This is a genomic window from Jannaschia sp. M317, assembly GCF_025141175.1.
Classification (GTDB): domain Bacteria; phylum Pseudomonadota; class Alphaproteobacteria; order Rhodobacterales; family Rhodobacteraceae; genus Jannaschia.
Genome location: NZ_CP081155.1, coordinates 1,891,769 through 1,904,394 on the forward strand (window position 1 = coordinate 1,891,769; position 12,626 = coordinate 1,904,394).

Sequence of the window (12,626 nt, forward strand, 5' to 3'; positions counted from 1 at the left end):
TATCCCGCCTCTGACGAAAAACCCCCGGAGAGGGTGTCTCCGGGGGCGCATGGTTACCATTATGGTCGCTGATCAAATCAGCCCATGCACCCTGTTCCGACAATTACGAGAAGCGTGTTCATTCGTGGTTCCTTGTCCTGACGGTATCCATACCGATGCAGCACCGGGGGTCAACCGGGGTTGTTGGAGAAAATTGCGGTCGTTGGTATTTTTCTTGTCGTTTGTTGCGTGAGGCGGGGTCAGGTGGGCCCGATCTGCCGGGCATCGTCCTCGGCATGGCTGGCCAACTCGGCCACTTGGGCGCGGCCGTCCCATGGTTCGCCTTGGTTGCTGATGATGCTGCTGTCTTCGGTGTAATGGGCGGCGATCGCCTCGGTCGCGCCGGATTCCAGGCCTCGGTATGGGCCTGTGCCATGGTCGTGCTCGACTTGCTGGATATGCGTTTATCCCTCTGACGCGCGCTGGGACATGCGACCGCCGCCCTGTCTAACGGCGGTCGCCGGTGTCTCAGCCGATCGCCAGACCGGCCAGCGCCATCCACAGCGGGATCGACAGGATCGCAACCGGGGTGCCCAGGCCGGTCGATGTACCGACATAGGCCGAGGGGTTCGCTTCGGGCAGGGCACCGCGCATCGTCGGAGGGCCCGAGATGTCCGAGGACGAGGCCGCCATCACCGCCAGCAACACGACGCCCCCTTCGGAAAAGCCGGTCAGGTGGTGCGCCAGCAGGCCCGCGCCAAAGCCCAGCGCGCCGTGCGCCAGCGGGGCCAGCAGACCATAGGCCAGATAGGCATGGGCGACCTTGCGCAACTCGGACAGCCGGGACCAGGCCTCCATCCCCATGATCAGCATCAGGATCGACAGCAGACCCCGGAACAGCGGCTCGTAGAAGCTTTTGTAGACCGAGTCGGGCTCGGCGAAGATGCCGATGGCCAGGCCGATCAGCAGGGCCGAGATGGCGGGGCTTTTGAACGTGTCCGACAGGATGCCGGACAGCAGACCGCCGCCCAGCCCCTCGACCCGAGGGGGGGCGCCGCCCAGCGTCAGGGTGCCGCCGCCAGAGGCCGCCGCCCGCCGGGCCACGCTGACCTTGGCCAGAACGATGGCCGTGACCAGCGCTGCGATATCCATGAACGGGTAAAGCGCGCCGATGAACCCCTCATAGGCCACGCCTTCGTCGTCCAGCACCGCCATGCCAGCCGCCAGCGTCGAGGCGGAAACCGCTCCGAACAACCCCGCTGTCGCCAACCCGTCGACCCGCGAAACGCCCCGCCACCGCGCCAGCGTGCCCGCACCCAACAGAACGATGCCCACGCCCACGACCGCCGCCAGCACCGCCGGCACGGCCAGTTCCGCCAGATTCGCCTCGCGCACGGAAATCCCGGCCCCCAGCCCAACCTTGAGCAAGAGCAGCATGACGACGAACTTGTAGACCGGATCGGGCACCTCCAGCTTGCTGCCCATCGCAGCCAGCAGCATCCCCCCGATCAGAAAGGCGAGTGTCGGTTTCTGGACCTGGTCCAGAACGGTGGCGAAAATGCCAAAGACGATATCCATGGTGCGGACCCCTTGTTGCTGAGGGGGGATGTAGCTGCGGGATATTATGAATAAAAATATAACTTATGATCATAAGTGTTCTATATAGGTGAACGAATGGGACCGCTGAATTATCATCACCTACGCTACTTCCACGAAGTCGCGCGCGAGGGGCACCTGGGCCGCGCAGCGGACCGTATGAACGTGTCCCAATCCGCCTTGTCCATTCAGGTCAAACAGTTGGAGGAACGGCTGGGCCATCCTCTCTTTGATCGCGTTGGCCGAAGACTGGTCCTGACGGAAGCGGGGCGCATCGCGCTGGACCATGCCGACCGGATCTTTGGCGCGGGCGAAGAGTTGCTGGCCTCCTTGCGCGGCGAATCGACGGCGCAGCCGCTGCGGGTCGGGGCGCTGTCGACCCTGTCGCGCAACTTCCAGATGCAGTTCCTTCGGCCTCTTCTGGTCGATGGGGCCTGCGACATCGAATTGAAGAGCGGGAACATGAGCGTTCTGCTGGACGCTCTCCGGGCGCTGACGCTGGACGTGGTGCTGACGACGGATGTCCCACAGGGGGCCGAGGCGGACGATCTGGCCGCGCAGCGCGTCGCCGAACAGGCGGTGGGCCTGCATGGGGCACCGGCCCGTCTGAGCCACAGCAGCCTGCGCGATACCCTGGCCAGTGAGCCGCTGATCTTGCCGACCGACGGCGCGATCCGGGCCGGGCTGCAGGCGCTGGCACAGCGGCTGGACGTGGTGCCCCGCGTGGTGGCCGATGTGGACGACATGGCCATGGTGCGCCTGTTGGCGCGCGAAGGCGTGGGCCTGGCCGTGGCCCCTGCGGTGGTTCTGGCCGATGAGATCGCGTCGGGTCGCCTCGCCTCCGCGCCCTTTGATCTGCCGATTCGCACCCGGTTCTATGCCGTCACGATCCGCCGCCGCTTCCCGCATCCGGCATTGGCGGACCTGCTGGCCGCACAGGCCAGCGGTTAACGCGTCGCGAGCAGGGCACCGCCCCCAATGAGGAATCCGCCGCTGGCGTAGGCCATGCGCCTGCGCGCCGCTGCGCTGTGCAAGAGCCGCCGGGCACGGGCCGCTGCCAGGGCGTATACGCCCAGCACTCCCCCCACGATCCCGGTCGAGGTCGCCATCAGCAGCGCCAGCTGCGGCCCGACCGGAGCCGACGGGTCGATGAACTGCGCCAAAAACGCCCCATAGAACAGGATTGCCTTGGGGTTCAGCACGCCAGTCAGGAACCCTGCGCGCATGCTGTCCCCCGCGTGCGCGCGCAGCTCGTCAGGCTCGGGTGCCCGCGCCGCTCGGATCTGGGCGAGTCCGAGCCAGACCAGATAGACCACACCGGCCCATTTGAGCATCGCGAAGGCCAACGCAGATTGCGCCAGAACAAACCCCAGACCCAATTGTGCTACCGCAATAACAACCAGCCCGCCCGCCATGTCACCTAAGATGCAGCATAGGGCGGCGGGCATCCCCCGTGACAAGGCCTGACTCAGCACCATGAAGACGCTTGGCCCTGGAACGAGGCAAAGCAGAGTGTAGGCAATCGCATATGTGGCCCAGATTTCGAACGTCATCGTAGCATCGACCTTGGGTTTGACTGCCTTTAGCGCGGTCAGGCTAGGTGCGCGCACCCGTCTTGCCAAGCCTCGCGCCCCATGCCACCCCGAAAGGATGAACGCATTGCAAGACGCCCTCCGCTCTGGCCGCGCGCTGCGCGGGTTGTGGCAGAACCTGCCGGGCCCCGAAGCCGCCGAAATCGCGGCAAACGCCGGGTTCGATTTCCTCGTGATCGACGGGGAACACGGGCCCTGGGATCCTACCGATATCCGTCACCGCCTGATCGCCGCGCCAGACGCCGTGGTCCGGGTGCCAGTCAATGAGGATTGGCTGTTGAAACAGGCGCTGGACCTGGGCGCACGCACGGTCCTGATCCCCATGGTCGAGACGGCGGAGGCTGCGGCCAAGGCCGTGCGCGCCTGTCGCTATCCGCCTGATGGCGTGCGGGGCGTGGGGGCCATGGTGGCGCGGGCCGGGGGCTGGGGCAGGGACACCGGTTACCTTGACCGGGCCAATGCCGAGGTTTCGGTCTGGGTTCAGGCCGAAAGCCGCGCCGCGCTTGAGAACCTCGAAGACATCTGTGCCGTGCCGGGGGTGGATTGCGTGTTCCTCGGGCCCGCCGATCTGGCGTGGGACATGGGCCTGCGTCCCGATGCTCCGGAGGTAATGGACGCCTTGGCGGATGCCGTGACGCGCATCGCGGCCGCGGGCCTGGCACCGGGTATCTTTGCCGCCGACCCCGAAGGCTGGTTGGCCAAGGGTGCACGCGCCGTGTCGATGGGATCAGACGGCAGCGTTCTGGCACGTGGCCTGGCGGAGTTGCTGTGATCACCTTGTCCGCCCAGGGCATCCGCGCCCTGTGGGAGCCAGGGGTAGGTCACCTGCCGGAGCTGGTGATCGATGGCGCACCCGTCCTTTATGCCGCGCCATGGCGGGACGAGGCCGGCATCCAGACCGACCCCGCCATCGCCCCGGTAGAGCGTCGGCTGGGCGGCACCTTTGCCTGTTGTCCCTTTGGCGGCGACGATGTGGATGGCGGGCCGATTCATGGGCAGGCCGCGAACGGGCCCTGGACGGTCGCGCGGGCCGCGCCCTCTGCCCTGACGGCGCGCTGCGCCCTGTCGCGTGGCCGGATGGAGGCGCGGATCGTTCTGCGCGACGATCATCCGGTGCTGTATCAGACCCATGTGCTGGACCTGAGCGCGCCTGCGACCTTTGCCCATCACCCGATGCTGCACCTTGCGGGCGACGGCCATATCGCGACTGCCCCCTTGCGCGCAGTCCATTCCATCGGGGGACAGGATGACGGCACGGTTCGCCCGCTCTGGTCGCGCGATGCCCGGTCAGAGGATGACTGGATGCCCACGCCGACCGGCCCGCGCAATTGGCGCGACTATCCAGGCCCGGAGGGGGAGGACTTTCTTGCGCTGGTCACACACGCCCGGACCGGTCTGTCCTGGACGGCCGTACAGCGCCGGGCCGAGGGTGACACGATCCTGTTTCTGAAACGCGCCGAGCAATTGCCGCTGACCTGTCTGTGGATGTCCAACGGCGGGCGGGACTATGCGCCGTGGAACGGGCGCTATCGCCGCGTTCTGGGGGTCGAGGATGCGATTTGCGCCGGGGCCGACGGGTTTGCCGCCGCGCTGTCGGGCAACAGCCGTTTCAAGGGCGAAGGCATCCCGCAGCATCTGCCGCCCGGACGCCACGTGATCCCCCATGCCATCGTGCGGCTGGCGGGCTGTCATCTGGTGCGCGACGTGACGCCGGACGCAGGCCTGCGTATCATGACCGATGACGGCCCGATCTCGGTGCCCTTCGCCACGGAGCATTTCGCATGATCTTGATCGACGCCGATGCCTGCCCCGTGAAGGCAGAGATCACCGAGGTCGCGCTGCGCCGCAACATGCAGGCGATTTTCGTCGCAGGCAGTTTCTTGCGCCTGACAGATCATCCGCTGATCAAGCTTTTCGTGGCGGGCGATGCCTTTGACGCCGCCGATGACGCCATCGCGCAGGTGGCGCGGCCCGGAACCGTGACGATCACCGCAGACATCCTGCTGGCGGAACGGGTGCTCAAGGTCGGGGGGGCCGCATTGGACCCGCGCGGGCGCGAATACACCGAGGCCTCGATCGGCGAGACGGTGGCGACCCGCGATCTGATGGCGGAACTGCGGCCCGGTATGATGGGGCAGGCGGGGGGACAGTCCAGCGGCCCCGCCCCCTACAACGCCCGCGACCGGGCCGCGTTCAAGAACGCCCTGGACCGGGTGCTGACGCGGATCGCGCGCGTGGGCTAGACGTCGCGGGACTGGACAGTGACCGCCGGGCCTGCACCATGAGGGGCGGAGGGGCCATGCGATACAATAAACTCTATGCCGACGCCGCGGGCGAAAGCCACTGGACCGATATTGACGTCCCGCTGGAGCAGCGCAGTTTTGCGCCTCCGGCCCAGGCGATCGAGATTTCGGACCCTGTGCCCGCCACCCAGATGCTGTTCCTGCGTTTGCGCGCGGGCTGGGACGAGCCTGCGCATCCGACGCCCCTGGCACAGAAGCTGATCTGCCTGCGCGGTCAGCTGCGCGTCACCGCCAGCGACGGCGCGGCGCGGGTGATCGGGCCCGGAGACGTCTGGCACATGGAGGATACCCACGGCAAAGGTCACCATACCGCCGTCATGGGCGACGAGGATTTCCTGTCCGTGATCGTGCAACACGGCTGACGCAGGCCTGGTTCTTTTCCCTGCGAGAATACTCCCGGGGAGGGGACCGATGGCAGTGGGGGCAGCGCCCCCTCTACCGGTTGCCCCGTGGCACGAAGCGTCCCGCCTCGCGCGCGGCCATCTTCAGGGCGCGGGACTTGTTCACGGTTTCCTGAAACTCATCCGCGGGCACCGAATCGTGGACCACGCCGCCCCCGGCCTGCACATAAAGCTTGCCGTCCTTGACCACTCCGGTGCGCAGGGCGATGCACATGTCCATGTCGCCGCCCGCGCTGAAATAGCCGACGCCGCCGCCATAAACGCCGCGCTTCTCCGGCTCCAACTCGTCGATGATCTCCATCGCGCGTACCTTGGGGGCCCCCGACACGGTGCCCGCAGGCAGACCGGCCAGCAGGGCGGACAGGGCGTCGTGATCCTCCGACAGCTCGCCCACAACGTTCGACACGATGTGCATCACGTGGCTGTAGCGTTCGACGATGAACTTCTCGGTCGGGCGCACGGTGCCGGTCTTGGACACCCGGCCGGTGTCGTTGCGACCTAGGTCCAGCAGCATCAGATGCTCGGCCAGTTCCTTTTCGTCGGACATCAGGTCCGCTTCCAATGCGGCATCCTCTGCCGGCGTTGCACCGCGGGGCCGGGTGCCGGCGATGGGGCGGATCGTCACCTCGTTTCCGAACACACGGACCAGAATTTCGGGGCTGGCCCCGATGATCTGAAAATCGCCCATGTCGAAGTGGAACATAAAGGGCGAAGGATTGGTGCGGCGCAGCGCGCGGTAGAGCGAGAAAGGCGGCAGCGGGAAATCGTAGGTCCAGCGCTGCGACGGGACCACCTGAAAGATGTCGCCCGCCGCGATGTAGTCGCGTGCCTTTTCCACCGCCGCCTCGTACCCAGCGCGGGTGAAGTTGGATGTCGGCTCCGCCAGGTCGAACGGCTCCGCCATGTCGCGCGGCTCGGTCACCGCACGGCTGAGAGAGGCGAGCGCGTCCTGCAACCTCTCGGCGGCCTGGGCATAGGCGGCGCGGGCCGTGGTGCCCGAACCGGCCCAGGCGGGGGCGACCAGAATGACCTCGCCCTTGACCCCGTCCAGGACGGCCACGACCGAAGGCCGCATCAGCATCGCATCAGGCAGGTTCAGCGTGTCGGGGTTCACATCGGGCAGATGTTCCACCAGCCGGATCATGTCGTAGCCCAGGAACCCAAACAGACCGGCGCTGGCAGCCGGCAGGCCGCGCGGCAATTCGATGCGGCTTTCGTCCAGCAGGGCACGGATCGCCGCAAGCGGTTCGCCCGCGTCTTCCCAGGCGTCCGGGTCATAGCGGGCGGCGCGGTTGACGCGACTGCCGGTGCCGCGGCATTCCCAGATCAGGTCAGGCTTCATCCCGACGATGGAATAGCGGCCCCGCACCTCGCCTCCGGTCACGGATTCCAGCACGAAAGAGAAGGGCTGCGCCTCGGCCAGTTTCAGCATCAGCGAAACGGGCGTGTCCAGATCGGCGGGCAGGCGTGTCCAAAGAACCTGGTTCGCGCCCGCCGTAAATCCGGGCTCAAAGTCTGAATAGCTCGGTTCGATCATCGTCTCAATGGCCTCCAAGCAGCTGGGACTGGACGGCCTGGACCGCTTGCTGATCGACCTCGAAACCGATGTCGGCGCGCACCGCCTGGCCGTAGGCGTCGAACAGATCGCTGGTCAGATCGCCCCGCAGCTGTGTCTCGATCGCAGTCAGCAGCTCGGCGGTGTCCGGTGCCTCCGGGTCGGCGGCGTTGACCGCATCCAGCCGCAGGACATAGGCGCGGTTTGCGTTGCCCGGCGCCGCCAGAACGCGGCCTGCTTCGGCCTCGAACAGGCGCGACAGCAAATCCGCAGAGATCCCTTCGACCCGGCCGTCACGGGCAATACCGGTCACGGTCTCGGCGGTCAGACCGGCCTCGGCAAAGGTTTCCCCGGCTTCGATCCGCGCGGCAAGCGCGTCCGCGGCTTCGCTCAGGCGGCGGGCGGTCGTGTCCTCTTGCCAGGCCTGTTCCACGGCGGCGCGGATCCGCGCCAGCGGGGGGGTGGCGGGCGGGTCGATCCCGTCCAGGCGCAGGGCAAAGAGCCCCCCGTCCGACAGGCTTTCCAATTCGGGAAAGTCGCCTTCGGCCACGGTGGCGGCAACGGCGCGGAAGGCGTCGTAGCCCGCGATGGGCTGCTCGCTTTGATCCGAGAACGCGATCGTGCCCAGGATCATGTCGGTCTCGGCGGCGATTTCCTCCAGGGTGGCGCCCCCGGCCAGCAGGTCATCGATATCATCGCGGGCCGCATCGATACGGCGTGTGGCGGCGTCACGGGCCAGTTCGGCCAGAATATCGTCGCGCACATCTTCCAAGGGTGTCTCGGTCGCATCCAGAATGGCGTTCACACGGTACAGGGCAGGGCCCAGATCCGTGGCCACCGGCCCGGCGATCCCCGGCTCCTCCAGCGCAAAAAGCGCTGAGGCCACGGCCTCATCCACGTCCGCTGCGGCGATTTCCCCCTGATCCACGTCGTCGAGGGTCAGGCCGCGGTCCTCGACCAGCGTGTCGAAGTCGGTTTCGCCCGCCGCAATCGAGGTCAACGCGGCCTCGGCTGTGGCCTGATCGCGAAAGTTCAGGCGCTCGGCCAGCACGCGGGCGGGTTGGCGGAATTCGGAGGCCAGCTCTTCGTAGCGGGCCAGGATACGGTCTTCGTCGACCTCGACCGCGTCGGCCAGATCGGTCGGCGTGATCCAGGCATAGGTGATGTTGCGGATCTCGGGCGTCTGGAACAGCGCCTGGTTGGCGTCGTAGAATGCCTGCACCTCTTCGGGCGAGGGGGCCAGTGCGCCGCCGTCCAGATCCGCAACCGAGACGATGGCAAAGGTCGCGTCGCGGGTCTCGGCCAGCCAGCTGGCGATGGTCGCGCTGTAGGTGTCGGGCACCTGCACGCCCCCAGCGACGGCGACCTGCAACAGTTCGCGCGCGGCTTCGTCGCGAACCTGACGTTCAAAGCGCGCCTCGTTCAGGCCGGCATTGCGCAGCGCAAAGGTATATCCTTCGCGATCGAACCCGCCGGCGATGCCCCCAAAGGCGGGGTTGTTGCGAATCCGTTCCGCCACCTCGGCGTCGCCCACGGACAGGCCCATGGTCTCGGCCTCTTCTTCCAACGCGGCGGTGGCAAGAAGGCGTTCCATCACGGCGCGGTCGAGGCCGAACACCTGCATCTGCTGCAGGGTCAGGGCCTGGCCGGTCTGTTGCTGCAGGCGGCGCTGTTCGCCCTGGATCGCGGTGGCATAGTCCTGAACCGTGATTTCCCGGTCCCCGACCGAGGCGACCGACGACAGGCTGCCGCCGAACTGGCCCACGCCAAAGCCGCCCAGTGCCAGGATCAACAGGCCCAGAACGGCCCAGACGATGACGTTGGACGCTTTGGTTTTCTTCTTCTCGGCCATGTCGATCCCCCCGGGCGTTTTGCCCGCCTTGCATAGGCGGCGCGGGGGGCGGGGACAAGCGGATCAGAGACCGGTTTCAGTCACAGCGGCCAGACGATCAAAGAGGGTGGCAATCCCGGCGGCATCGGCGTTGGCATAGGCGATCCGAAGCGTGGCCTCGGCGCGGCCCGATCCGCCCTGTGCCACAGTCGGCCCGAACATCGTCCCCGGCAGCAGCAGCAGGGACGCGCGGTCCACCAGCGCCTTGGCCACCACATCGGATGGCGCGTCGAACGGGTGCTGCACATAGGCGAAATAGGCGCCGCAGCCCAGCACCTTCCAATCGGACTGCGCGGCAAAGCCCGCGTCCATGGCCGCCCGGCGCGCCAGGATTTCCCGTCGTTCACCGGCAAGCCAGTCGCCCAGGTTTTCCATCCCCCACAGCGCGGCGCGCTGGCCCAGGCCATTGGGGCAGATGGTGACCGAGTCCAGCCACTTTTCCACCTGCGCCAGATGCGCGGGCGAAGCGCAGATTGCACCGACGCGGTGACCCGTCAGACGGTAGGCCTTGGAAAAGGAGTAGAGCTGGATCAGCACGTCGTCCCAGTCGGGATCGGTGAACAGATCATGGGGGGCACCGTCCCGCGCGTCAAAGTCGCGGTAGGTTTCATCCACGATCAGGGCCAGCCCGCGAGCACGCGCCAGATCACGAAACGCGGCCAGAATTTCGGCGGGGTATTCCACGCCGCCGGGGTTGTTCGGGCTGACCAGCACGATGGCGCGAGTGCGGTCATCGATCAGTGCGGCGGCGGCCTCTGGATCGGGCAGCAGGGCGGCGTCCGTCTCCAGCAGGCGGGCGTCGATCCCGGCCATGTCCAACCACATCTTGTGATTGAAATAGAACGGGATCGGCAGGATCACATTGTCGCCCGCGCCGGCCAGGACCGAAATCGTGGCCGTGAACGCCTGATTGCAGCCCGAGGTGATCGCCACCTGATCGGGGCGCACCGTGCCGACATAGGCGTGTGACCAATCGGTTGCGACCCGTGCGCGCAGCTCTGGCAGGCCCAGGACCGGGCCATAGAGATGCGCGGCCGTGTCCGTCAGAACGATATCCGCCATGGCCTGCCGCAACGGTTGCGGAGGTGGGTCGGCGGGGGCCGCCTGGCTGAGGTTCAGCAGGGGGCGGTCGGCTGGGAACTGCGCGTGTTCGATCCAACGCCGCGCCTCCATCACCGGGGGCGGGTCAGTGGCAAGAAGGGCGGGATTGAACGTCGTCATTGGGACCTCCGGGGTGCGGAATGACGGCCCGGAGGCCGAATCGCATCAGAACGGGATTTCGTCGTCCATGTCCGAGGGACCGCCGTAACCGCCGCCCTGGCTGCCGCCGCCGTTTCCGCCAGAGGACCCGCCGCGATCATCGTAGCCACCGCTGGACCCGCCGCCATATCCACCGCCGCCGCCGGAGCCACCACCATAGTTGCCGCCACCGCCGCCGGACCCGCCGCCTTCGCCGCGACCGTCAAGCATGGTCAGCGTGCTGCCGAAGCCCTGAAGCACGACCTCGGTCGAGTAGCGATCGGCACCGGACTGATCCTGCCATTTCCGGGTCTGAAGCGCGCCCTCGATATACACCTTGGAGCCCTTGCGCAGATATTGTTCCGCCACGCGCACCAGACCTTCGTTGAAGATCGCCACCGAATGCCATTCGGTCTTTTCGCGCCGCTCGCCGGAATTCTTGTCACGCCACGTCTCGGAGGTCGCGATGCGCAGGTTGCAAACCTTGCCGCCGTTGCCGAAGGTCCGCACCTCGGGATCGCGGCCAAGGTTGCCGATGAGAATGACTTTGTTGACGCTTCCGGCCATGGGGCCCCCCTGAATGCTCGAATCCGGTGGCGGCAGATGACGCCAGATTGGTTAACTACCCGTGAAGACCCGGAGGGGAAAGGGCGTAGGCTTTCAAATCGAGGCTCTTTCCGCTAGGGTCCGCGTCAGGCGCGATGGCCCCGACAGATGGGACGCGTGCCGGATCTGTGACAGACGGGATGGTCGGATGCGGACGATGGCTTGGGGGGTGGCGCTGCTGGCGCTGGGCGCGGGTGGCTTGGCCGAAGCGCAGGGAACGTTGTCGACGCGCAACCGGGTCGAGTTGTTTTCCAGCCAGACCGCCCTGATGGACCGTCGTCTGGCCTCGCAATACGCACATTCCAATCGCTTGCTGCCTACCTCGCCGGAAATCAACATCCCCTCGCGCGAAGCGATTCCGCGCTACACCGGGTCGCAACGGTCGCGGTTCCTGCCCGACGCCCGTGCCGCCGCGCGTCGCCATGGCGTGCCGGAGGATTTGTTCCTGCGTCTTGTGCGCCAGGAATCGGGCTGGAACCCGAACGCACGGTCGGTAAAGGGCGCGATGGGTCTGGCGCAATTGATGCCGGGGACGGCACGGGCGCTGGGCGTGAACCCCGCCGATCCCAAGCAGAACCTGGAAGGTGGTGCCCGCTACCTGGCGCAGCAATACCGCAAGTTCGGATCCTGGCGTCTGGCCCTGGCCGCCTACAATGCCGGGCCGGGGGCGGTTGAAAAGCACGGCGGCATTCCACCCTACCGAGAGACGCGCAATTACGTTCGCGTCATCATGGGGCGCGGCTGACCGGCGCGATCAACCGTTGAGCCCGGTTCCCTGCAACACGCCATGTTCCATCGCGTAGCGGGTCAGCCCGGCCGTCGTCGAAATGCCCAGCTTACGCTTCAGATTCTTGCGGTGCGTCTCGACCGTGCGCACAGAGATATCGAGCTTGTGGGCAACCGCCTTGTTCGACTGCCCCTGCGCCAACAGCAGCAGAATCGTCTGTTCGCGCGATGTCAGCGGTTCGGTTCCGTCCTGCGACGGCTCCAACGCCTCTTCTGCGCCGGGGCACAGGTAACGGCCGCCCGCGCAGACGACGTCGATGGCGCGGCGGATTTCCTCGGTCGGCTGATCCTTCAGGCAATACCCCGCAGCGCCGTGACGCATCGCCGTTGCGACGTATTCGGGTGCGTCGTGCATCGACAGGATCAGAACGGCGATGTCGGGATACCGTTCCCTCAGGATCTCGGTCGCCTGCAGGCCGTTCAGACGCGGCATGTTCAGATCCAGCAAGATCACGTCGGGGCCAAGGGCACCGCAATTGTCGATCGCCTCTTGCCCGTCGCGAAACAGGCCGACGACCTCGATGTCCTCGTAGCTTTCCAGCAGGGCGCGGATGCCGTCGGCAACCATCGCATGGTCATCGACGATCAACACGCGGACCGGGCGGTCCGGCATGGTGGTCACGGCTGTCTCCTCCCCGTCATACCTTTGGGGTAGCGCAGGGGGGGCGTCTGGGCAAG

At 66.7% G+C, this 12,626-nt stretch carries 13 protein-coding genes; 6 read left to right on the plus strand and 7 right to left on the minus strand.

Going from position 1 to position 12,626, the window contains the following annotated elements; all coding sequences use genetic code 11:
- Positions 1 to 507 precede the first annotated feature (507 nt).
- Complete coding sequence (locus K3551_RS09795; RefSeq protein WP_259912856.1) at positions 508 to 1,557, minus strand: sodium-dependent bicarbonate transport family permease; 1,050 nt, start codon at positions 1,555 to 1,557, stop codon at positions 508 to 510.
- A 96-nt stretch (positions 1,558 to 1,653) separates the two neighbouring features.
- Between K3551_RS09795 and K3551_RS09800 the strand changes: the two genes are divergently transcribed.
- On the plus strand, positions 1,654 to 2,526 hold the full coding sequence (locus tag K3551_RS09800) for a LysR family transcriptional regulator (protein WP_259912858.1): 873 nt from the start codon (positions 1,654 to 1,656) through the stop codon (positions 2,524 to 2,526).
- On the opposite strand, the gene K3551_RS09805 is transcribed toward K3551_RS09800, so the two are convergent.
- Positions 2,523 to 3,128: a LysE family translocator gene (locus K3551_RS09805; protein WP_259912859.1), complete on the minus strand. Its 606-nt coding sequence runs from the start codon at positions 3,126 to 3,128 to the stop codon at positions 2,523 to 2,525. The genes K3551_RS09800 and K3551_RS09805 overlap by 4 nt on opposite strands.
- Before the next feature lie 97 nt (positions 3,129 to 3,225).
- Between K3551_RS09805 and K3551_RS09810 the strand changes: the two genes are divergently transcribed.
- From K3551_RS09810 to K3551_RS09825, 4 genes are read left to right on the plus strand one after another with little or no spacing between them, the layout of a single operon-like run.
- A complete protein-coding gene (locus K3551_RS09810) occupies positions 3,226 to 3,939 on the plus strand; it encodes an HpcH/HpaI aldolase/citrate lyase family protein (protein ID WP_259912861.1) in 714 nt (237 codons plus the stop codon).
- Positions 3,936 to 4,952, plus strand: a complete 1,017-nt coding sequence (locus tag K3551_RS09815; protein ID WP_259912863.1) for a hypothetical protein — start codon at positions 3,936 to 3,938, stop codon at positions 4,950 to 4,952. Before K3551_RS09810 ends, K3551_RS09815 begins: the two co-directional genes overlap by 4 nt.
- Entirely contained in the window at positions 4,949 to 5,410 is a 462-nt protein-coding gene (locus tag K3551_RS09820) for a YaiI/YqxD family protein (RefSeq protein WP_259912865.1), read from the plus strand. The genes K3551_RS09815 and K3551_RS09820 overlap by 4 nt, the downstream gene beginning before the upstream one ends.
- Positions 5,411 to 5,466: 56 nt before the next feature.
- A complete protein-coding gene (locus K3551_RS09825; RefSeq protein WP_259912866.1) occupies positions 5,467 to 5,832 on the plus strand; it encodes a cupin in 366 nt (121 codons plus the stop codon).
- Between the two features lie 73 nt (positions 5,833 to 5,905).
- Here K3551_RS09825 and trpE read toward each other — a convergent pair whose 3' ends face one another.
- The 4 genes from trpE to ssb all read right to left on the minus strand — a co-directional run bounded on the left by trpE (position 5,906) and on the right by ssb (position 11,123).
- Positions 5,906 to 7,408 (minus strand): anthranilate synthase component I, encoded by a 1,503-nt coding sequence (gene trpE, locus K3551_RS09830; protein ID WP_259912867.1) that lies wholly within the window; start codon positions 7,406 to 7,408, stop codon positions 5,906 to 5,908.
- Positions 7,409 to 7,412: 4 nt separating this feature from the next.
- The gene (locus tag K3551_RS09835; protein ID WP_259912868.1) at positions 7,413 to 9,278 is read right to left on the minus strand and encodes a SurA N-terminal domain-containing protein; all 1,866 of its coding nucleotides are present in this window, start codon (positions 9,276 to 9,278) and stop codon (positions 7,413 to 7,415) included.
- Positions 9,279 to 9,341: 63 nt separating this feature from the next.
- Positions 9,342 to 10,538, minus strand: coding sequence for an aminotransferase (locus K3551_RS09840; protein ID WP_259912869.1), 1,197 nt, complete (start codon positions 10,536 to 10,538; stop codon positions 9,342 to 9,344).
- Between the two features lie 45 nt (positions 10,539 to 10,583).
- Positions 10,584 to 11,123, minus strand: a complete 540-nt coding sequence (ssb, locus tag K3551_RS09845; protein WP_259912870.1) for a single-stranded DNA-binding protein — start codon at positions 11,121 to 11,123, stop codon at positions 10,584 to 10,586.
- Between the two features lie 187 nt (positions 11,124 to 11,310).
- On the opposite strand from ssb, the gene K3551_RS09850 reads away from it, so the two are divergent.
- Positions 11,311 to 11,907 (plus strand): lytic transglycosylase domain-containing protein, encoded by a 597-nt coding sequence (locus tag K3551_RS09850; RefSeq protein ID WP_259912871.1) that lies wholly within the window; start codon positions 11,311 to 11,313, stop codon positions 11,905 to 11,907.
- A 9-nt stretch (positions 11,908 to 11,916) separates the two neighbouring features.
- On the opposite strand, the gene K3551_RS09855 is transcribed toward K3551_RS09850, so the two are convergent.
- The gene (locus tag K3551_RS09855) at positions 11,917 to 12,561 is read right to left on the minus strand and encodes a response regulator transcription factor (protein WP_259919548.1); all 645 of its coding nucleotides are present in this window, start codon (positions 12,559 to 12,561) and stop codon (positions 11,917 to 11,919) included.
- Between the last annotated feature and the right edge of the window lie 65 nt (positions 12,562 to 12,626).

Coding starts and splice junctions, on each gene's coding strand:
- K3551_RS09805 (WP_259912859.1), bottom strand. CDS start 3,128: ATGACGTTCGAAATCTGGGCCACATATGCGATTGCCTACACTCTGCTT.
- K3551_RS09835 (WP_259912868.1), bottom strand. CDS start 9,278: ATGGCCGAGAAGAAGAAAACCAAAGCGTCCAACGTCATCGTCTGGGCC.
- ssb (WP_259912870.1), bottom strand. CDS start 11,123: ATGGCCGGAAGCGTCAACAAAGTCATTCTCATCGGCAACCTTGGCCGC.
- K3551_RS09850 (WP_259912871.1), top strand. CDS start 11,311: ATGCGGACGATGGCTTGGGGGGTGGCGCTGCTGGCGCTGGGCGCGGGT.
- K3551_RS09825 (WP_259912866.1), top strand. CDS start 5,467: ATGCGATACAATAAACTCTATGCCGACGCCGCGGGCGAAAGCCACTGG.
- K3551_RS09840 (WP_259912869.1), bottom strand. CDS start 10,538: ATGACGACGTTCAATCCCGCCCTTCTTGCCACTGACCCGCCCCCGGTG.
- trpE (WP_259912867.1), bottom strand. CDS start 7,408: ATGATCGAACCGAGCTATTCAGACTTTGAGCCCGGATTTACGGCGGGC.
- K3551_RS09800 (WP_259912858.1), top strand. CDS start 1,654: ATGGGACCGCTGAATTATCATCACCTACGCTACTTCCACGAAGTCGCG.
- K3551_RS09795 (WP_259912856.1), bottom strand. CDS start 1,557: ATGGATATCGTCTTTGGCATTTTCGCCACCGTTCTGGACCAGGTCCAG.
- K3551_RS09855 (WP_259919548.1), bottom strand. CDS start 12,561: ATGCCGGACCGCCCGGTCCGCGTGTTGATCGTCGATGACCATGCGATG.
- K3551_RS09820 (WP_259912865.1), top strand. CDS start 4,949: ATGATCTTGATCGACGCCGATGCCTGCCCCGTGAAGGCAGAGATCACC.
- K3551_RS09810 (WP_259912861.1), top strand. CDS start 3,226: ATGAACGCATTGCAAGACGCCCTCCGCTCTGGCCGCGCGCTGCGCGGG.